Annotated in this window: 18 protein-coding genes; 6 read left to right on the top strand and 12 right to left on the bottom strand. The window is 38.6% G+C overall.

Annotated elements, in window-relative coordinates; genetic code table 11:
* The first annotated feature begins 1 nt into the window (after nucleotide 1).
* Nucleotides 2-877: a mechanosensitive ion channel family protein gene (locus tag PVK71_RS11035; RefSeq protein WP_274418509.1), complete on the top strand. Its 876-nt coding sequence runs from the start codon at nucleotides 2-4 to the stop codon at nucleotides 875-877.
* A gap of 145 nt (nucleotides 878-1,022) precedes the next feature.
* Nucleotides 1,023-1,718 carry a tetratricopeptide repeat protein gene (locus PVK71_RS11040; RefSeq protein ID WP_274418510.1) on the top strand — a complete coding sequence of 232 codons (696 nt, stop codon included), beginning with the start codon at nucleotides 1,023-1,025 and terminating at the stop codon, nucleotides 1,716-1,718.
* A gap of 69 nt (nucleotides 1,719-1,787) precedes the next feature.
* Here the strand turns inward: PVK71_RS11040 and PVK71_RS11045 are convergent, their stop codons facing one another.
* Both PVK71_RS11045 and PVK71_RS11050 read right to left on the bottom strand, forming a co-directional pair.
* Complete coding sequence (locus PVK71_RS11045) at nucleotides 1,788-3,260, bottom strand: bifunctional NUDIX hydrolase/phosphatase PAP2 family protein (RefSeq protein WP_274418511.1); 1,473 nt, start codon at nucleotides 3,258-3,260, stop codon at nucleotides 1,788-1,790.
* Nucleotides 3,257-3,742 (bottom strand): GNAT family N-acetyltransferase, encoded by a 486-nt coding sequence (locus tag PVK71_RS11050; RefSeq protein WP_130045596.1) that lies wholly within the window; start codon nucleotides 3,740-3,742, stop codon nucleotides 3,257-3,259. The genes PVK71_RS11045 and PVK71_RS11050 overlap by 4 nt, the downstream gene beginning before the upstream one ends.
* Before the next feature lie 249 nt (nucleotides 3,743-3,991).
* Here PVK71_RS11050 and PVK71_RS11055 point away from each other — a divergent pair, with 249 nt between their 5' ends.
* Nucleotides 3,992-4,723: a phosphatase PAP2 family protein gene (locus PVK71_RS11055; protein WP_274418512.1), complete on the top strand. Its 732-nt coding sequence runs from the start codon at nucleotides 3,992-3,994 to the stop codon at nucleotides 4,721-4,723.
* On the opposite strand, the gene PVK71_RS11060 is transcribed toward PVK71_RS11055, so the two are convergent.
* Complete coding sequence (locus PVK71_RS11060) at nucleotides 4,720-5,601, bottom strand: LysR substrate-binding domain-containing protein (RefSeq protein ID WP_274418514.1); 882 nt, start codon at nucleotides 5,599-5,601, stop codon at nucleotides 4,720-4,722. The two genes, PVK71_RS11055 and PVK71_RS11060, sit on opposite strands and share 4 nt — an antisense overlap.
* Before the next feature lie 325 nt (nucleotides 5,602-5,926).
* Between PVK71_RS11060 and PVK71_RS11065 the strand changes: the two genes are divergently transcribed.
* Nucleotides 5,927-7,228: an anaerobic C4-dicarboxylate transporter gene (locus PVK71_RS11065; protein ID WP_130045593.1), complete on the top strand. Its 1,302-nt coding sequence runs from the start codon at nucleotides 5,927-5,929 to the stop codon at nucleotides 7,226-7,228.
* Between the two features lie 40 nt (nucleotides 7,229-7,268).
* Nucleotides 7,269-7,982 carry an aspartate/glutamate racemase family protein gene (locus tag PVK71_RS11070; RefSeq protein WP_274418516.1) on the top strand — a complete coding sequence of 238 codons (714 nt, stop codon included), beginning with the start codon at nucleotides 7,269-7,271 and terminating at the stop codon, nucleotides 7,980-7,982.
* Here PVK71_RS11070 and nrfF read toward each other — a convergent pair.
* The 6 genes from nrfF to nrfB form a co-directional block, all read right to left on the bottom strand.
* Nucleotides 7,979-8,440 (bottom strand): heme lyase NrfEFG subunit NrfF, encoded by a 462-nt coding sequence (gene nrfF, locus PVK71_RS11075; protein WP_274418517.1) that lies wholly within the window; start codon nucleotides 8,438-8,440, stop codon nucleotides 7,979-7,981. The genes PVK71_RS11070 and nrfF overlap by 4 nt on opposite strands.
* On the bottom strand, nucleotides 8,440-8,982 hold the full coding sequence (locus PVK71_RS11080) for a DsbE family thiol:disulfide interchange protein (RefSeq protein WP_274418518.1): 543 nt from the start codon (nucleotides 8,980-8,982) through the stop codon (nucleotides 8,440-8,442). Before PVK71_RS11080 ends, nrfF begins: the two co-directional genes overlap by 1 nt.
* 11 nt (nucleotides 8,983-8,993) lie before the next feature.
* Nucleotides 8,994-10,883: a heme lyase CcmF/NrfE family subunit gene (locus PVK71_RS11085; protein WP_274418519.1), complete on the bottom strand. Its 1,890-nt coding sequence runs from the start codon at nucleotides 10,881-10,883 to the stop codon at nucleotides 8,994-8,996.
* 95 nt (nucleotides 10,884-10,978) lie between these two features.
* Nucleotides 10,979-11,935: a cytochrome c nitrite reductase subunit NrfD gene (nrfD, locus tag PVK71_RS11090; RefSeq protein ID WP_274418521.1), complete on the bottom strand. Its 957-nt coding sequence runs from the start codon at nucleotides 11,933-11,935 to the stop codon at nucleotides 10,979-10,981.
* A gap of 1 nt (nucleotide 11,936) precedes the next feature.
* Nucleotides 11,937-12,623, bottom strand: a complete 687-nt coding sequence (gene nrfC, locus PVK71_RS11095) for a cytochrome c nitrite reductase Fe-S protein (protein WP_130045588.1) — start codon at nucleotides 12,621-12,623, stop codon at nucleotides 11,937-11,939.
* Between the two features lies 1 nt (nucleotide 12,624).
* Nucleotides 12,625-13,218 (bottom strand): cytochrome c nitrite reductase pentaheme subunit, encoded by a 594-nt coding sequence (nrfB, locus tag PVK71_RS11100; protein WP_130087683.1) that lies wholly within the window; start codon nucleotides 13,216-13,218, stop codon nucleotides 12,625-12,627.
* 481 nt (nucleotides 13,219-13,699) lie between these two features.
* Here nrfB and nrfA point away from each other — a divergent pair, with 481 nt between their 5' ends.
* Nucleotides 13,700-15,139: an ammonia-forming nitrite reductase cytochrome c552 subunit gene (nrfA, locus tag PVK71_RS11105; RefSeq protein WP_274418526.1), complete on the top strand. Its 1,440-nt coding sequence runs from the start codon at nucleotides 13,700-13,702 to the stop codon at nucleotides 15,137-15,139.
* A 186-nt stretch (nucleotides 15,140-15,325) separates the two neighbouring features.
* On the opposite strand, the gene PVK71_RS11110 is transcribed toward nrfA, so the two are convergent.
* The 3 genes from PVK71_RS11110 to PVK71_RS11120 all read right to left on the bottom strand — a co-directional run bounded on the left by PVK71_RS11110 (nucleotide 15,326) and on the right by PVK71_RS11120 (nucleotide 19,353).
* Nucleotides 15,326-15,970 carry a TPR domain-containing protein gene (locus tag PVK71_RS11110; protein ID WP_274418527.1) on the bottom strand — a complete coding sequence of 215 codons (645 nt, stop codon included), beginning with the start codon at nucleotides 15,968-15,970 and terminating at the stop codon, nucleotides 15,326-15,328.
* Nucleotides 15,971-16,153: 183 nt separating this feature from the next.
* Entirely contained in the window at nucleotides 16,154-16,927 is a 774-nt protein-coding gene (locus tag PVK71_RS11115; protein ID WP_274418529.1) for a phospholipase A, read from the bottom strand.
* An 80-nt stretch (nucleotides 16,928-17,007) separates the two neighbouring features.
* Complete coding sequence (locus tag PVK71_RS11120) at nucleotides 17,008-19,353, bottom strand: helicase-related protein (protein WP_274418530.1); 2,346 nt, start codon at nucleotides 19,351-19,353, stop codon at nucleotides 17,008-17,010.
* Nucleotides 19,354-19,468: the final 115 nt, after the last annotated feature.

Genomic DNA, 19,468 nt, shown 5'->3' on the forward strand with positions numbered 1-19,468 from the left:
TATGCTTCGATTACTTATATTTTTCATTACGATCACTTTTGGTAGTGCAGCCTTTGCTGAAGAGGCCCAATCTATCGATAACTTACACCAATTTGCCAGTTTAATTCGCTGGAGCGGTGTCGCGTTTTCATTCGTTATTGTATTTGTCGCTTGGCTATTATTGCGCTTTACTCAATCGATTGTTGATGGGATCAGTAGTCAATTTGCTCAACGCCGTATGCTGATGCAAAAATTACAATCCTTCTTTCAATTCTTTATTTATATGTCTACTGGTATGGCCGTATTCATGCTCAGTTTTCGTGTTGATGAAAGAGTTCTGGCATTAATAGGCGGTACAATTGCCGTTTCAGTTGGTTTCGCTTTAAAAGATCTTACTGCTTCTTTTATTGCAGGCTTAACCGTTATGATTGATCGGCCTTTCCAAGTTGGTGACAGAGTCACATTTGAAGGACACTATGGCGATATTATTACTATCGGATTGCGTTCAGTAAGAATGCAAACCTTAACTGATGATATTATTACGATCCCGAACAATAAATTCTTAAATGATGTTGTTGTAAGTGGAAACTATGGGGCATTAGATATGCAAGTGGTGATCCCTTTCTATATTGGTATGGATCAAGATATTAATACTGCGCGCGATATTATCCAAGAAGCGGCATCTTCTAGTCGTTATATACACTTACCGAAACCGGTTGTTGTTTTAGTTAAACAAACTATTACTGATAACTATTTAGCGATCCAACTCACCTGTAAAGCTTATGTGGTTGATATTAAAGTAGAAAAACTATTTGAGACCGACATTACTCTACGCGTTATGCAAGAATTTAGAAAATCCAATATACTGCCTCCACGTATCGCTGTGCAGAGCCAATAAATTTTAAATAGAAGCTCTTATTCTCAAAGAGCTTCTACGTTCAAAAAACATTATTTTATTCAATTCATTGCCCTATTATCTCTCGCTGTCCTCTAATTTTATTGATAACATATCATTCTATATTAGCTAACTCTTTGGTTCTGTAATGAAATTAATATTAAAATCACTCCTATTATCTGCGTCATTATGCTCCTCCTTAGCGTTGGCTAATACAGAAGCACATCAAGATTACTTAAAAGGCACTGCCTATTTAAACCAAGATAACTATAAAGATGCGATTACCTGGTTAACAAGCGCTGCAAACAATGGGTCAATTGAAGCTCAAAATAAAATAGGCGTGATGTATGCGAAAGGTATTGGTACTGATGTTAATGCGCACTTAGCCATTCAATATTTTACTAAAGCGGCCAAAAATGAAAGCTCAATGGCTTACTATAACCTTGGTAAAGTATATGAATCACAGAATAAGTTTACGACAGCTACCAATTGGTACAATAAAGCAATTGAGATGAATAACAGTAATGCTATGAATAATCTTGCAGACTTGTATCTACAAGGCAAAGGATTAGTTCAAAATACTAATCAAGCTGAATTGCTGTACGTCCAAGCAGCTGAATTAGGTAATGCGACCTCAATGCGCAATCTTGGCTTTCTATATTTTAAAGGTATTGAGGTTAAACAAGATATGGAAAAGGCGTATTTCTGGTTTAATTTAGCAGCTGCGAAGGCTTATCCTGAAGCAGACACATATCGAGATTTTACTGGCGAAAAACTGTATAAAACACAACGAATTTCTGTACAAAATGACGCATTAGAATGGCTAGAAGAGCATTCTAAATAAACCTATCCGCTTCTTTTATTATGACTTAATTGTGGTTGCCTTCGTTAACTAAGGCAACCACTAATCTTATCAAGCCTTTCTACGAACACTTAAATAACGTGGCAACCACGCTGACATCGTGATGACCATAAATATTTGCGCGAAGTTTTCAACTGATTTTATAACTAAAACAATAACCGAACTTGCTTCTAATGTATCTAATAATAAACCGGCACTAAAACGTATAGCTACTATCACAACTAACAAAACACACAAAGTCATTAAACAGTCTTTTATGTTAAGTATCGGCTGCGCTTTCGATAGCGCAATGGCTAAAACTACAGCCCAAGATAACACTGCCATATATAAATAATTCATATACAGCATAATAAAAGCAATACCACTGGTTACGAACGACATAATTAACCAAAATGGCAGACCTGCTATTACACGATATAACAAATCACCATGCTTACGCTGTAAACTCGAAAAATGGAGAATAACCATCGCGCCCAATGCAAGACCTACAATAGAATCTGTTAAAAAGTGAACGCCTAACCATACTCGTGAAATTGACTGCACAATGATCAGCCCCACAAAAAGACAGGCATACCGATATAGTCTCAACGTCGATAATTGTTTTCTCTTTAATGAAAGATAAAACACCCCATAAATAACAACAGACAGCATGGCGTTCATGCTTGGCATTCCAAATCCATTAGCTTGGGTAAGCTGCAATTGCGGCACATAAACAAATGGTCGTGGTAATGCCAACCCTTGTTTAGCAAGTTCAGTAAGAATAACGCTTAAAATAATACTGAATAATAATATCAGTGCAGTCTCCCGTCCCAAATACACCAGAGCAACAATAAATAGAAAGTAGAAAAAAGTATCTGAACTCGTTTCACTAATCATAATAAAAAACATTTTAATGCTAATGTTCGCTAAAATAGGCAAACTGTCTATGCTTTCTCGTAATGACATTAACAATTCTAATTCTACTTGGTGTATATCTGATGCTTGATCAACTAAGTTGTTAACCCAAGTAATTCTATTATCACTCTCTAGCGGTTTAGCAAACCAACTCTGAAGTAACTCCAACTGTTCTGGATAACGATATTTCTCATGTTTTATTTTATAAGGTTCAGTTAAATAAACTGCTTCGGTTTCAATACCATAATGAGGAGAAAACCACGATGGTATTCGATAAAAGCCATTACTGGTTTCTAAATCAAATACAATAATATCGGAATCACTGGTGCAACGATAAATTATAGCCTTTTCATCTTGGTGTAAGATTTCTTTTGCTGTCACAACTAAGCCAGCTTCTTCCCATGTTTCTCGCTCAGCGGCTTCTCTGGCCGTTTCTCCCTTATCAATGCCCCCTCCGGGTAATGATAACTTCCCCGTAATTAACTCTTCAATCAAAACTACTCGAAAGCCATCATCAACAACGCATACCGCGCCTTTTGAATTTAGTGTTTCATCGGCTATTGCTGGTATAGAAAAAAGTGCTGAAAAAAATGTTGAAAGAAATAACATCAAAGTAAAAAACTGCTTCATATTTCATCCTCTTTTAAAGATTTACGTAAATAATGAATATGATCTTTTAAGCCTTGCTGATTATAAAAATCTAATGCCTTTTGATTAAAATTCCAAACTTCAACAAAGAGTTCTTTTACTCCATAATCCTTTAATTCTTGCTCAATTCGTGCCATTAATTCTTCAGCAATGCCATTTCTACGATACGTTGATTCTACGTACAGCTCATCTATGGTAGCCATCATCACCGGCTTACTTACCGTTGAAACTAATTCACAAAAATGCGCGGTAACAAATCCAATAACTGCACCGTTAAACTCTGCCACATATACTATGCAGTCAGGGTCATCTAAATAACGAGAGATGCTTTTCTCTTCTTCTATCTCAGAAGCCGTTTTAAATAATTCAGGGCACTGTTGATGATGCTCATCATGCAACTGATACATCATTGAATTTAAGCAAAACAAATCGATTTCTTTCGCTCGACGAATAACTGAATCCATGTTGATACCAAATAATAATAGAACGGTAATTAGAGCATGATTTATATACAAAAAAAAGCTCTTCAGAATGAGAATCTGTATTCGTTGAACGACCTATCAGTTTTGCCTAAGAATGCGTAAATATGTCATTGCATTGAACCATAAAATAATTAATCGTTCTAATGAACGCTTTTCCTTACTTTATTTTGACTATAAAAACGTTAATCACGATACACTCATTTCACTCACTACCTTATAAAATAATTAATTATGTTTTTTTCTTTTTCTCCTAAACATCGCATTTACGAATTAATCGCTTTTTTTCTGTTTATTTCAGTTATGGGGACGATTTTACTACTGACCCCTGCTCCTGATTTATTCGCATCATTACCGCCGTTTGAAAATAAACTTCTTAAATGGTTGAGTCGTTCAGCAGGTGAATACCTATTTATTCTTACCTTAGCGATTCTCTGTTCAATCCCTATTATTCAGCGATTATCTATAAAAAAAACACTCTCTTTGTATCTACAGTTTGGCATTCTTCTCGTATTGAGCTTTATGCTTAAAAGCGGTGTAAAAGCAATAACAGAGATCCCGCGTCCATATACACAAGCCTTAGTACAAGTTGATCTTATTGACAGTACTGAACGTTTTTATTCATTAGATGAAGACAGCAAACAAGCACTGATTAGCCATACAGAAAACAGAGTGAGCCCAGCCCGTATTGAACAATGGCGAGCAAGCACTAACTATTCATTTCCATCTGGACACACTATATTTGCTGCAATCTGTGTCTTATTTTGGGGCGGATTTTTATTACGTCATAAGCACTATCTTTTAACCACTGCCGTCATTACTTGGGGAGTAGGTGTTGGTTTTAGTCGTATTTGGCTTGGTATGCACTGGCCTTTAGATCTGATTGCTTCAATTATCAGCGCGTCCGTCTTAATCTTATGTGTTCCTACAATTTGTTTAGAAAAAGCGCCTATAGGTAAAAACTAAGACTCTATTTCACACAAAATACTCCAGACCTTCTCGCCTGCTGGATGTAACCTCGCTTGATAGCGATAAGCGTAATACTCAATAGAAAGTCGCAATGTTGGTTCGCCAATAATTGCGACTTTTTTTTGTTTTAATTCATCTTTAATACTATAAGCAGGCAACCAAGCAATACCTTGCTTATCAAGTACCAGCATTTTTAGCATATCAGTCATTGATGACGAGAATATAGGATTCAATTGCACTTGCTCTCGCACTGTTTCAACTTGTCTCCCCATGTATGACGTTGAGCTATAAGCTAACCATGGTAAAGGATCTCCACTATCAAAATTAAAGATCGCCTTGCCTTGCTCGTTACATGCACTAACTGGCAATAATTCGGTTTTAGACAGTAATTGAGATTGATAAGGCGGCAATCTTAGGATCTCGTCATCAAATGCTAATAAAATATCACACGCGCCCTCTCTTAATTCTTTGATCGCCTGATCTACATCAATTGCCTCAACACTTAATATCGGTTTGTAATCACTCTCTGGCAACAAGCTTTGTATTGTAGGAATTAAACTTGTAGCTAATGAATGAGCAGCCGCGATTTGTACAACGTTACCTCCCAATCGGGATAAATCTGAAATTTGATTAATACCCGTCATTATTTGATTAACCAATGTTCGCGCCGTGATCCGAAATAGTTTTCCACTGGGCGTTAACTCAATCGGTTTACTTTTTCGATCAATCAACTCAGCACCCACGGTATCTTCTAATAAACGAATCCGTCGACTAAACGCGGGTTGAGTTACATTCCTTAATGCCGCGGCTTTAGAAAAGTTCCGCACTTTTGCTAGCACTAAGAAATCTTCTAGCCATTTACTTTCTACATTCATCTCATTTTCTCACTGTCCTTTAAAGGGACGAACATCACTATTCCTAAAATGCATTATTACGATTTACATAATTTTTTTATGCTAGATAACTCTAATAAATCACTTTCAAAGAAAACAATTTCATCTGCAACGTATAAAAATCATCCAAAAAACGACTTACTGAGAGTTAATTCTAATTTTTACGCTTTTAGCTATGCCGATTTGACATACAACTATAATTCTTAGCATTTAACAAAAACCACAACGACTGACATGATTTATTCAACTTCTGCATTAGCAAAATTAATTTAAAAAACTTAACTATTTAATATAAAAAGGATGTTGTATGTCGGTAATAATCGAGATATCTGTTGTGTTAATTTGTATCTATTGGGGACTAAAAATGGGTGGCCTCGGTGTTGGTTTAGCGGGAGGTCTTGGGCTCGCGATATTAACACTTGGGTTAGGACTTGAACCTAGCGCTCCTGCTATCGATGTTATTTTGATCATCATGTCTGTGGTAACAGCTGCATCAACAATGCAAGCGGCTGGAGGAATGGATTGGTTGGTTCATCACGCTGGTAACTTAATGCGTCGCCATCCAAAATACATCAATGTATTAGCACCAATGATTACTTGGTGTATGACCATTATGGCGGGTACTGGTTACACCGTATTCTCTACTCTTCCTGTAATATCTGAAGTCGCTAAAGAAATCGGTGAAAGACCATCTAGACCACTTTCTGCTGCGGTTGTGGCATCTCAAGTGGCCATTTCGGGTTCTCCGATTTCTGCGGCAATGGCTGCAATGATTTCTATCATGGAGCCTGCTGGCGTTAGCTTTTTAGAGATCATGGCTATTTGTTTACCCGCCTCTTTTATCGCTGCTATGGTTGCTGCTTTTGTTGCTTCTCGCCAAGGCTGTGAGTTAAAAGACGATGTTGTTTACCAAAAAATTCAAAAAGAAAACAAACAACAAATAACCAAAACGACTGAACTGATAGATCCAAAAGCCAAATATTCTGTAATGTTCTTTGCATTAGCTACCTGTGCAATCGTTATCTATGCTGCCATTCCATCCCTTCGTCCTGTTTTTCCAAGCGGTGATGTGATGTCAACACGAGACATTATTATTGTAAGCATGTTTGCTGCGGCGTGCTTAATGGTGCCAATGTGCAATATCCACCCTGATCGTATTATTCGTACCACGACATTTCGTTCAGGCATGAGCTCTGTTGCTGTGATTCTAGGTATCGTAACTATGGGCTCTACCGTTGTTAATGCACACCTACCTGAAATAAAAGAGTTTGCTGGTTCATTACTTCACTCTTACCCAATGCTGCTGTCTCTCGTTCTTTTTGGAACCTGCACATTATTAATGTCTCAAGGTGCAACCACTCCTCTTATCATTCCCTTAGCTCTTAGTTTGAACGTCCCACATTGGGCTATTTTGGCATCATTTGTCGCAGTAACTGGTGTCTTTGTTCTACCAACATATCCAACCTCTTTGGCCGCTATCGAGTTTGACTCAACAGGTTCAACTCGAATGGGGAAAAACATTTTCGACCATCCATTTATGTTACCAGGGCTAACTGGTGTCATCGTCGCAATTGGCGTTGGTTTTCTACTAGCTCCTGCTGTTCTTTAACACTAAATCGATACGATAAATTTATTGAAGGAATAATATTATGAATAAAAAATTAGGTATCTTAGGTGGGATGGGGCCATTAGCAACCGTTGAGTTTATGATGAAAATAATAACTCAGACACCAGCACATAATGATCAAGAACACATTCCAATGGTAGTGAGTAGTGTTCCACAAATTCCGGATAGAACAGCATTTATTATGGGCTATGGTGAAGATCCTTATCCTGAATTAAAACACAGCTTTGATCAACTAGAGCAATCAGGAGCTGAGTGCATTGTTATTCCATGTAATACTGCACATTATTGGTATTCACAGTTAAGTGCGACTAGCCATGTTCATACCATTAGTATTATTGATAGCGTTGTACAAGAGACCCAAATACGTAAACATAAAACGGTTGGATTACTTGCAACAACAGCAACAATGAAAGCAAGGATGTATCAACAGAAGCTCAACCAGTATGATATTGATGTGATTGAAACTAATGACATGCAGCAACAAGCAGTTATGCAAGGTATCTACGAAGTTAAAGCTGGAAACATTGAAAAAGGGAAAGCGTTAATGCTACCTGTATTTAAAGATATGTTATCCCAAGGCGCAGAAGCGATTATTCTTGGTTGCACTGAAATCCCAGTAGCGCTAGCTGAGCAAAATTTACAGTCACCGCATCATTGTTTGGATTCATTAGAAATATTAGCAAAGTATTGTGTTGAATGGTCTTATGAAGCAGAGCCCGCAGCGATAGCAAGCTAGGAAGACTCTTTACGATTCTTCTTCACTGATTTAACCGCCATAATACCAAAACCAATAAGCAGCAATAACGGCAATAGCCAAAGCACATAGGTTTTCGCATTTAATGGCGGTTCATATAAAACAAAATCCCCAAAACGACGCGTCATAAATGCCACCACTTCTTTATCACTCTTACCTGCTTTTATTTGCTGATAAACTTCCAAGCGTAAATCTTTGGCTATTGGCGAATTTGACTCGACTAAATTTTGGTTTTGGCATTGAGGGCAACGCAATTGTTTCGCTAAATCGATAGAACGCTTCTGCTCTTGTGGTGAATTAAATTCAAACAGCTCGACGCTTTCAATTACCTCTTTATCCGCGCCAACAAACAAGCTTGAACCATTATCAGAATTTGCCTGAACGGATACCGAGCTAAATATTACAATAATCAAGAACAGTAATTCTTTGCATCGTTTCATTATGACTCCTTAAAGAAATGAGCAAATTCACGTTGCCATTTTTTCTCATCTAAAGCGCCAGTAAATCGATGTAATATCACTCCATTCTGATCAATTAAAAAAGTCGTCGGTGTGCCAAAAACACCTAAATCCATTGCAAGTGATCCTCTTGGATCGAAAATCACGGCTTGGTATGGTGATCCTGTCTGCTCTAACACTTGTTTCGCCGCAATGCGATCGTCTCGATAGTCTAAGCCAATGATGGTTATGCCCTGTTCTTTTAATTGATGTAAAAACTGATGCTCGGTTTTACAAATGCCACACCAAGCTGCCCAAACGTTTAGCAAGGTTAATGGCTGTTGCTGAAATAACGATTCATTTAATAATACAGACGTATCCATAACTTCTGGCAATTCAAAAGCAGGGACACTCTCACCCACCATCGCTGTTGAGATACTTGATTCTTTGGTTTCTAATCCGCTAAGTAATACGATAAAAATACCAATACATACACTAACGGCTAGGCCTATTTTCGCTATTGTTTTCTTAGAACCTGTTTTCATCAAGAGTGCCTTTATGCTTCTTCCGCTTTTTTCTTTTTAATGATGGCGATAATACCACCTAATGCCATTAGGATAGAGCCAAACCATACCCATCTTACGTACGCTTTATATTGTAAGCGAAGCGCGAAGCTACCATCTTTAAGTTTTTCACCCAAAGTGACATAGATATCACCATGCCAAAACCAATGCATAGCAGGTTCACTCATGTTCATCACACGTACTTGATAATGACGACGCTGTGGCTGAACTGTTGCTATTTTCTTACCCTCTTCACTGATCACTAAATTAGCTTGTTCTGCAGTATAGTTTGAAGCAACCAACAAATCCGTTTCTACATAAGTAATCTCATAATCGGCTAATTTCGCAGTAATACCTGGTTCCATTTTCGCACTGGTTTCAAAAGAGTGCTCAGCATTCATTGCCGCCCCAATCATCACAACGGCAACGCCTATATGTGCCACTGCCATTCCAAGCGCTTTTCCTTGTGACTGTTTTATTGTCCATAATGAACCTCCAACAACAGCGACAGCTAATACCCAAATAATCAATGGCACAACAAACAGCTCACTGTATTGAAGTCGGTAGATAATAAACCCACAGATTATTGAACCAAGTCCCAAGAGTAAGCCGTTTCTTTTGGTCGCGATTTCTGTTTTTTTATGCCATTGGACAAAAATTGAAACTGCCATCATCAACAGAGCTATTATCGCCATAGGCACAAACAGTAGATTGAAATAAGGAGCACCAACAGAGATATTTCCTAACCCTAAAATTTGAAAAATCATAGGATAAAAAGTGCCTAGCAACACGGTAATTGTCGCTATTGAGAACAACCCTGCTAACAATAAAAAAAGAAAATCGCGACTCATCAACTCAGTGATCGATTTACTATTTAGCTGTTTACTTTTAAGTGCATACAAAGAAAATGAAACTAAAAGCACAGCAAAAAGGATCAATAACAAAATAATGCCACGAGTAGGATCAACCGCAAACGCGTGAACCGAAGTCAATACACCCGAACGCACCACAAAGGTACCAAGAATACTCAAACTAAACGTAAGCAACGCTAAAACGACAGAGGTTTTAAGTAGCTGTTGCTGTTTATGGCTGACAATTAACGTATGTAATAACGCGGTTGCCGTTAACCATGGTAATAACGAAGCGTTCTCTACCGGGTCCCAGAACCACCAGCCTCCCCAGCCTAATTCATAATATGCCCACCACGAACCTAAACTGATCCCTGCCGTTAATAAAGCCCATGCCAGTAAGGTCCAATTTCTTGCATAACGAACCCATGCGGATGGAACTTCTTTCATCATTAATGCCGCCAAAGCAAAAGAGAATGTAGCGGCAAAACCGACATATCCTAAATAAAGTAATGGTGGATGAAATATCAATCCAATATCTTGTAACATTGGATTCAGATCTCGGCCTTCTACTGGGGTATTTACATAGATGATGAATGGGTTAGAAGCGAAAAGTGTAAAAGCGGAAAAAATCACAATCAGCGTATTTAACACCAATAAAACACGAATAACATAAGCCTGTTCAATCCGCTTTCTATTTAGCGTTATAAGCCCTGCCCATAAGGTTAAGGTTAATACCCAAAACAGTAACGAGCCTTCGTGCCCCCCCCAAATAGCCGCTATTTTAAAAAAGACAGGTAAAGCAGAATTAGAATGTTCAGCAATGTATCGGATTGAAAAGTCATCGATATAAAAGCCATAACCAAGCGCAGAAATAGATAGAATACAGAACAAACAGCTTAATAAAGAAAGAGGAAAAATAGCCATTGACCATCGTTCGTTACTTTTAATAATGCCATACCCAACCGAGACCATAGCGACAAATGATAAGATCATCGTTGCTATTAACCAAAATTGACCGATTTCAGCAATCATACTGCTCCATTGAGTTCGATAAAATTAAACCGATATAAAAGCGCCATGCCTGTTACTCGCCATATGGGAAGTAACGTTAGCATGGCGATACCACATTATACGACGGTCATTTGTCCTGCATAAAGCACAAACGTACGCAGCATTAATACACCAAGTAAACTTAGTGATGTCACAACAAAAATAAAGCCTTTGCCATGAGCGACTTCTTTTGGCGCAAATGCATTAAGGGCTAATGGCGTCAACATACCTAAGCCAATCACCCCAACCCAGAACCAAGTTCCCCAAAAGCCACCACCAATAGCAGCCCACGCTGCCGCTTCCCCTTGGCCCCCACTAAAGATTAATCCAGTGAAGAAAGTAACTAATACAAATAATTCAAACACCACAACTGGACGCTCAAAGTTATGTATCCACTTTACAGATGTGCTGTGACTTGATTCTTTAAACCCAAGCACACCGAACAGTAAACACGCCGCGGCACCTGAAGATAAACTTGAGAACAAGAATAAAATAGGTAATACCGGGTTATTTAACATTGGGTAGGTTTGTAATGCTGATAATAAGAAACCAGTATAAGCCGCCAACATAACCGCTAGCACCGCTAAGAAGATTTCTAATGCATTCTCAAACTGTTCAATCTTCAACAAGATCGTGTCGATAAAACCAAACTTCCCTTTTAAGAAAGCCATGATCTCTTTTCTAAAGATGATCCCTATCCAAGCAAACAATACGACCATATACACTTGGAATAAGATAACCCCCATCGACATTACTGACGTTGGATTAAAGAAGATCATAATTTTCCAAAAAGATAACGGTTTAGTTAAGTGGAAAATCAAAATAGTAAGACCAGCAATAATACCAAATGGCGCTAATATTGCCGTCGCCTTGATAATGCCATTATCCGCAGGGTTACCTTCAATCACTTTACGTTTTAAGTAAATAGATATCATAACCGCACCGGCAGACATGCCTGCTAAAAATAGATAGATCGCAATGATCCAATCCCATACCAAAGAGTCAAAATTAAACGCAGCTTCCCATGCACTCATCTTAAATCTCCCCTTTTTTATTTGGGATCTTATACAGCTTAGGCTTGGTGCCTAGATCCACTTTGTCACGATATACTGGGTTATTATTTAATACCGTATTAATTTCGCTGTCTTTATCGTTTAAATCACCAAAGATCAGTGCTTTTGTTGGGCAAGATTCAACACAAGCAGGTTGCTTCCCTTGTGCTAAATTAGTCTCACGACAAAAATCACATTTATCTGCAGATTTAGTAACAGGATTGAAGAAACGAACTTGATAAGGACACGCTGCTAAACAATAGCCACAGCCCACACATTTTTCATTATGAACATCAACAATTCCTGTTTTTTCATCTTTATAAGCAGCACCTGTCGGACACACCATCACACACGGCGCGTTTTCGCAATGCTGGCATGATTTACGTGTAAAGCGATAATCAACGTCAGGAAACTCCCCGCGAGGTTCACTACGGATAATCTCTAAGCGAGAAACGCCTTCTGGCACACTGTTCACTTCACGACACGCTTCGGTACATGCTGTACAGCCAATACATGCATTCTCATCATGGACCATGCCATAACGTTTTGTTCCATCTTCCATTGAGTAAGCCAGTGTTTTTTTACTGCTCATCAATGACGTCGTTGCAACTCCGGTAGTAAAGATAACCGCACCAGAACCAGCTAAAAAATTTCGTCTAGAACAACTCATACTATTCTCCTAGCTTATTTTCTTTCTGATTAAAATCAGCGTGGCAATCAACACACATCTTAATCTTCGTTGAATGATCAAAAGAAAGCACAGCCTCTTTTTCTCCATGAACGACATGACAAGATGAACAAGTTAAGTTTTTAGCATGAACGTCATGCGTCCAGCTGTCGTCTCGTAATCTCTCTGAGGTGTGGCAATCAGTACATTGGCTATTAGCTTGTAAAATTTCATCAAACGAGAGGGTCACTTTTTCCGTGCCTTGCTTTGATTGTGCCGCAGAATATTTTGTAACTTGAGGTGCGCCTTCTCGGTGATCAGGCCCAATTGATTTATGACACTCAACACAATTCACATCACGTTTAAGAATCGCAAATGACTCTTCTCCGTGTGATCCCTTAAGTGTCTCTTTTTCATCTTTATGACATTGTGTACACGCATAATCGCGGTCACGAATTAGTGTCACCTCATGTCGAGTTGATGCATCGGCCTTAATTTGGGGCGATTCATCCGCTGCAACATTCAGAGACAAACCATAGAGACAAAATGCGAAGGTAAGCTTCAACATTGTGGCTATGGCGAGTTTGACTTTGCCCATTATATATCCTTCCCTTTCCATACTATTTGATGCTGTAAAACATGAACAAATAGGAGGGTGAGTAATTGTAATCCTGAAGATTTCCCTTCAGATTTTGGTATCAATTCTCATTGGATAGTTTAGCCACAACGCTTAACAAATGTATTTTATAACTAAATGTGTCTAAATAATACAACTTGTATCTAGTTAATTCTCAGCTTATACCTCTTTTGTGATAGCCATCAATAAATCATTATCTTGTTGTATTTCCACAAAAATAAGAACCATTCTTAACAAGAAAGATGTAAGTTAACACTTTAGGGTTAGTTGTCTTTATTGGTGATATAGATCACTTATGTAACTTGATGTAAATCAACTCTAGCTTCGATGAAAAAATAAGCATCTTGCATTTACGCTACACTAAGCAAAGTTTCCAATTCTGATTGATAGTCGCTTTCACAACGCTTGGCTAATTAATTAAAAGAATATTGGAGATACAATAGTGAAAAAGCAATGGACCCGTCGTTCAGCCGCTGCAATTGCCATGGTGGCTACGTTATTATTAAGTAGCCACAGCTTTGCTGCATCTGAAAACAGTGAGCGAGTTGACCCTCGCAATGAAGCCTATGCAACTGAGTACGCCGATCAATACGATACATGGCGATCTACCTCTGACAGTGTGCAAATCGAAGACGCATTAGCTGAAGATCCAAACATGGTGATCTTATGGGCTGGCTACGGTTTTGCTAAAGACTACAACAAAGCTCGTGGGCACTTTTATGCTGTCGATGACGTAAGAGAAACCCTTCGTACTGCTGGCCCTACCGATGAAAAATCAGGCCCTATGCCGATGGCATGTTGGAGCTGTAAAAGCCCTGATGTTGGGCGTGTAATCGAAGAACAAGGCGAAGATGGCTATTTCTCTGGTAAATGGGCTCGCTTAGGTAGTGAAATCCAAAACCCAATTGGTTGTGCCGATTGCCACGATACTCGTAGTGAAGAGTTTAAAAATGGTGGTCCTGCACTGGCATTAACCAAGCCTCATGTAGAGCGAGCTATGGATGCTATTGGTAAACCTTTTGGTGACCAATCTCGTTTAGATCAACAAGCTGCCGTTTGTGGTCAATGTCACGTAGAGTACTATTTCACAGGTAAAACTAAAGCCGTTAAATTCCCTTGGGATAAAGGGACTACGGTTGATGAAATGGAAGAGTATTATGATGAGATCGGTTTTAAAGACTGGACGCATAAAGTATCTAAAGCACCAATGCTAAAAGCACAACATCCAGGTTATGAAACATGGCGAGATGGTATTCACGGTAAGAACAAAGTAACTTGTGTGGATTGTCATATGCCAAAAGTGACAAAAGAAGACGGCACTGTCTACACTGACCATAAAGTAGGTAATCCGTTTGACCGCTTTGAAGACACTTGTGCAAATTGTCACACGCAATCTAAAGAAATGCTGCAAGGCGTTGTTGCTACTCGTAAAGCTCAAGTACTTAAGATGAAACTCACAGCGGAGCGTCAAATCGTTGCTGCTCATTTTGAAGCTGGTGCTGCATGGGATGCCGGCGCAACTGCAAAAGAGATGGAACAAATCCTGCAAGATATTCGTCATGCACAATGGCGTTGGGATTATGCGATTGCTTCACACGGCGTACATATGCATGCCCCTGAAGTTGCCCTAGAAGTATTGGGGACTGCGGTTGATAAAGCAGCAGACGCTCGTACTAAGTTAGTTCGTCTTCTTGCGAAAAAAGGTATTACAGACCCTATTGCAATTCCAGACATCTCAACTAAAGCTGCTGCACAAAAAGCATTAGGCATGGATATGGATGCAATGAATGCAGAGAAGAAACACTTCTTGGAAACCGTTGTTCCACAGTGGGAAGAGCAAGCTAAAGAACGTGAATCAAGAGATTACGCTCCGATTAAATAATATGTGATTTAGCTTAGTCTTATACACTCGGAGCTTTAATACACTTATCAAATAATAAAAAAGCCGACACTTAACTTATAAAGTGTCGGCTTTTCTGTCTTTTTAACTCTTTAACTCTTTAACTCTTTAACTCTTTAACTCTTTAACTCTTTAACTCTTTAACTCTTTAACTCTTTAACTCTTTAACTAGCGACGAGCTTGCATCAATTCTTTCGCTTGGTTAATTGAATTAATGATCGTAATCCTATCTACATCCACTCGTTCTGAATCTAAAATTTTCTGCCAAGCATTAATCGCTTTTTGATAACGGAATGTCACAAAATGATCAGAAGCAATTAAGGTTAATGCTGCTTGGTTATATTCATCTAGCTCTAACACTTTATCCAGTAAGGCTTGGATTTCTTCATCAATAATTTGAGAGTGAGCGTAATATAACGTCGTCGCCTTTGCTGCGTATTGATTTGCTGTTGGCTCATCAGTAAGGCGCAGTGCATAATCAAAACAGATACTTGCATTAGAAAACTCGCCATTGAGTAAATACCCCTGGCCAATCTCAAACCAAAGATCGGCATCATTAGGTGATGCTTTTAACTGATCTTCTAAATAACGCATTTTATCGCTATACGACAACGGGCCTAATGGCTCTGTAATGGCTTTATTATTTACAGCAAATTTTTCTGGTCGTAGGCCTGAAGAAAAAATAACAATCATGCTGATAACAACAAAAAATATCATCCATGCTGGATTTAAAGAAGTCGCTTTATCTCGACTGTAAAACCACCACAAAACCGCGGCGATAATTACAAAACTCAACAACATCATTATAATCATATTGTATTCCCTAGAAAAAAACTGGCGCGATCGTAATCCATATTATAAATGATAGCAATGATCGCTATCATAGTAGTGGCCTCATTTTTCTGCCTATACTTAACGAACAGCATCGCATTTATAATTTTCATAAAAAAGCCCCAATAAATATTGAGGCTTAATGATTATAAATAGTAACTTGAATTAATTTGGTGGAATTAGCTTCATTCCTAAACCAATTCGAGTTTGGTCATGATCATAATCAATTAAGGTTTCACCGTATCCCTTCCAGGCTTGAACATATAAACCAACAAATTTATTTAAATACAAAGTATAGCCTGCTTCCGCTCCACCTTTGTTTGTTCTCAAATTATAATGGAAACGCGTATTAAACTGACCTATATCATTTCCTAACTTTAGCCATACATCATAATCACCTAGATAGTCAGTCATGTCTTCATTTGGTGTTTCATCGGCAAAAACATACCATGCTCTAACACCATACTGAATAGGCCCGTCAATGCGTTCTAAAGCACCATACATTCTATCCCAACTACGAGATAAACTGGCTGTTTGACCATTTGATTCATGTACATAACCAATCTCTGCATTATTAAATAACAACATATTTGATTGATGCATAACAAAGAACTGAGGCTTATAGTTGGTTTCTCTAAAAGGGGATGATATATCATTGTTTCCCAACTGCCATAATGACTTTTGTGTATATGCAAACATGACCGATGTACTTTGATTAATCGGAATAATTGGAACGGCTAAAGAAAATTGAAATTTAACTTCAACTTGTTGTAATCCATCAGCATCTTCAAAACCACCTGCAATATAGGTGTCTTTATTCAACTCATTGGTATAGGTACCTAATACATAGCTGTCTTCATAACTATGAATACGATTTAATTCTTTTGCTGATGTTACAAGAGGAATAGCCAATGCAATTAATAGCATCCATTTTTTCATAATTGACCTTTTGTCAGTAACTTGCCTTTTTACACAGTAGAAGCAAAATACATACCGATATTCCACTTTCTTATTTGAAATTATCTTATATCTACTTTGCGACTGGCTTTTTTATATTGAATACACCACCCAGACCATGTAGGGAGCTCCCATCTTTTGAGATCATTCTTTCTATCGCCTTTTAGGTACGTTAGCACGATACGTTTACTCGAAGGGAAATATTCTACAGACACGGTTATATCGGGTAATACAACTATTTGAGGGTATGTCGCCAAGAAATCACTCAATTCCCATTCAGGGATCCCATCATAAATAAAGTCATCTTCAGCAAACATCTCCATATCATCTAATGAGGTAACTCCTAGCTCTCTTAACTGTTGAGTGAACCAAGACTCGAACGTCATTATGGATATCTTATTATTACCATTCAATTGACAATATAGCTGCCAAGCGGCAATTTCCGTTTCTCTTTTCTCCTTAAGTGATGGCAAGATGCAACCGTCAATCACTTGAGAAACGATAACCGCTATTGCATCCTCTTCTTTCGGTTCAACATAAACCGTTTTCAATAGTCGATTGGCATAATAATAATCATACGCTATTTTAATGTCTTGATTATCATTAACGCATTCACCAACCCGACGTTCCGCCAGTCCACTTTCAATAACCCAAGAAGCATCTATCGGCGCCAGTGCCGTTGCAATTGTCAATGTCTGTTTATTGCCTCTTCCAGGTAAAGAAAACTGATTAAATATAATAGCAGCTTCATCAACAGGTAAAAAATGATGATTTCGACCAAGAACGACTTCCAAATTACCATTTCCAAAGGCTTCTCTGCGTTTTTCTCTCCGAACAAAAACCAACTCTGGCAGCTTTTCTACCAATTGCTGTAGCACTTCTTCTCTTTTCAATCTGCTACTGGCTGCTAGCTCAGGTAACCCTAACTCACTACGGATCTGCTTTGCTAATGCCTGAGCTTCTTTACGCAATTCATCATCAATCATTAATCCATCACAATTATGACCTCGAACAATAGAGACTAAAGTAACGAGATCACAGGATTTAGGGTTCCAACGCAAAAACTCATCTCGTGCCATTTCTGAATTAGCGATTGAGAACAATTTATTTGAAACAGAAAGCCCCGCCACTAAATCGGCAACGGTTTCTTTTTCAGAGCGGCCTTTCACTACCGAAAGCATATGCGAAAAGAGGGTATCAATGGGTAAGGGAAACAATTGCAACCCATAATCAGTGATCATAAGTTCACTGTTTATCGCACCCATTTGTTGTAGTTTTTCTTCGGCTAATGCTAATGATTTTTCTGGTAACGGCTCTAAGAATGTCATCTCTCGCAAAGCTTTCTTACAGCTGGCAGACGCCAATACCGCTTCAACTAATTCTTCTCTTTGCAGTTCTGGCGGTGTCATTTTTTCGAGTGGAGCATGTTCGCCATATAATCGAAGTGCTTGACCGGATTGAGTTCGCCCTGCTCGTCCTGAGCGCTGCTCTGCACTCGCTTTAGAAATGGCTTGAAGAGATAACGTAGTTCGGCCATTTCGTTGGTGTGCTCTTCGCTCTAATCCAGAGTCAATAACCACCGTGACATTTGGGATAGTAAGGGAAGTTTCTGCCACGTTAGTCGAAAAAATGATCCGCTGTTGGCTCGACTGAGTTAATGCTTGCTTACGATGTAAGTCTGATACCCCTGCAAACAGAGGGATCACTTGGTGATTAGGATATAACCCTGCGGCTATTTGTACGCATTGTATGATTTCTTTTTTACCTGGTAAGAACACCAATATATCGCCAGTTTCTCCTCGCTGAATCACCGTTTTTAATGTTGAGATAATTCGCTGTTCGATGTCCCTTGCCGATGGCATTTGTTGCGAGTGCTCAGAAACATGCGATATTTGAACGGTAAACTGTCGGCCTTTAGCGGTTAAAACCGTGGCATTTGCATAGCTCGCCAATGGTTTAGTATCTATCGTTGCAGAAGTTAAAATAAGACGATGCTGTTGATGATCATGCAATAACGATAATAATAGATCCGTATCCCATCGACGCTCATGAAACTCATCAATCATAATATGAGAAAATGAAACTAATTTGTCTTCCATGAACCACTTTAATGCTATTCCAGGGGTCACAAATACAATCTTACTCTCTTCACAATATCGACTATCGAGCTTTATCGCATACCCAATATCTTCCCCCAAAGCCTTACTACTTTGCTGTGCTAGATATTCGGCTAATGTAGTACAAGCGATCCTTCTCGGCTCAATGACTAAGACACGTCCATACTCCGCCGCCCATAGTGGCAAGTGTGTTGATTTTCCTGAACCAGTTTCAGATTGAACGACTGCATTTTTAGTTAAAATAACAGATGAAAACTCAGAGTGAATGGCATTAATTGGCAACAAAAACATACAAACCGTAAAATAATAGAATATTTGACTACTCTATCGGATTTGATTGATAAAAACATGACTCTATTCGCACTTTATTTTCATTCACGCTTTGATATTTGTTTAAAGTAGGAAT

Source organism: Aliivibrio sp. S4MY1, from assembly GCF_028765545.1.
In the GTDB taxonomy this organism is placed as follows: domain Bacteria; phylum Pseudomonadota; class Gammaproteobacteria; order Enterobacterales; family Vibrionaceae; genus Aliivibrio.

Bases quoted from the DNA above. Each gene is read 5' to 3' on its own strand.
- PVK71_RS11110 (WP_274418527.1), bottom strand. From the start codon at position 15,970: ATGATTATAATGATGTTGTTGAGTTTTGTAATTATCGCCGCGGTTTTG.
- PVK71_RS11045 (WP_274418511.1), bottom strand. From the start codon at position 3,260: ATGAAGCAGTTTTTTACTTTGATGTTATTTCTTTCAACATTTTTTTCA.
- PVK71_RS11050 (WP_130045596.1), bottom strand. From the start codon at position 3,742: ATGGATTCAGTTATTCGTCGAGCGAAAGAAATCGATTTGTTTTGCTTA.
- PVK71_RS11060 (WP_274418514.1), bottom strand. From the start codon at position 5,601: ATGAATGTAGAAAGTAAATGGCTAGAAGATTTCTTAGTGCTAGCAAAA.
- PVK71_RS11055 (WP_274418512.1), top strand. From the start codon at position 3,992: ATGTTTTTTTCTTTTTCTCCTAAACATCGCATTTACGAATTAATCGCT.
- nrfC (WP_130045588.1), bottom strand. From the start codon at position 12,623: ATGAGTTGTTCTAGACGAAATTTTTTAGCTGGTTCTGGTGCGGTTATC.
- nrfB (WP_130087683.1), bottom strand. From the start codon at position 13,218: ATGGGCAAAGTCAAACTCGCCATAGCCACAATGTTGAAGCTTACCTTC.
- PVK71_RS11065 (WP_130045593.1), top strand. From the start codon at position 5,927: ATGTCGGTAATAATCGAGATATCTGTTGTGTTAATTTGTATCTATTGG.
- PVK71_RS11035 (WP_274418509.1), top strand. From the start codon at position 2: ATGCTTCGATTACTTATATTTTTCATTACGATCACTTTTGGTAGTGCA.
- PVK71_RS11040 (WP_274418510.1), top strand. From the start codon at position 1,023: ATGAAATTAATATTAAAATCACTCCTATTATCTGCGTCATTATGCTCC.
- PVK71_RS11115 (WP_274418529.1), bottom strand. From the start codon at position 16,927: ATGAAAAAATGGATGCTATTAATTGCATTGGCTATTCCTCTTGTAACA.
- nrfD (WP_274418521.1), bottom strand. From the start codon at position 11,935: ATGAGTGCATGGGAAGCTGCGTTTAATTTTGACTCTTTGGTATGGGAT.
- nrfF (WP_274418517.1), bottom strand. From the start codon at position 8,440: ATGAAACGATGCAAAGAATTACTGTTCTTGATTATTGTAATATTTAGC.
- PVK71_RS11080 (WP_274418518.1), bottom strand. From the start codon at position 8,982: ATGAAAACAGGTTCTAAGAAAACAATAGCGAAAATAGGCCTAGCCGTT.
- PVK71_RS11085 (WP_274418519.1), bottom strand. From the start codon at position 10,883: ATGATTGCTGAAATCGGTCAATTTTGGTTAATAGCAACGATGATCTTA.
- PVK71_RS11120 (WP_274418530.1), bottom strand. From the start codon at position 19,353: ATGTTTTTGTTGCCAATTAATGCCATTCACTCTGAGTTTTCATCTGTT.
- PVK71_RS11070 (WP_274418516.1), top strand. From the start codon at position 7,269: ATGAATAAAAAATTAGGTATCTTAGGTGGGATGGGGCCATTAGCAACC.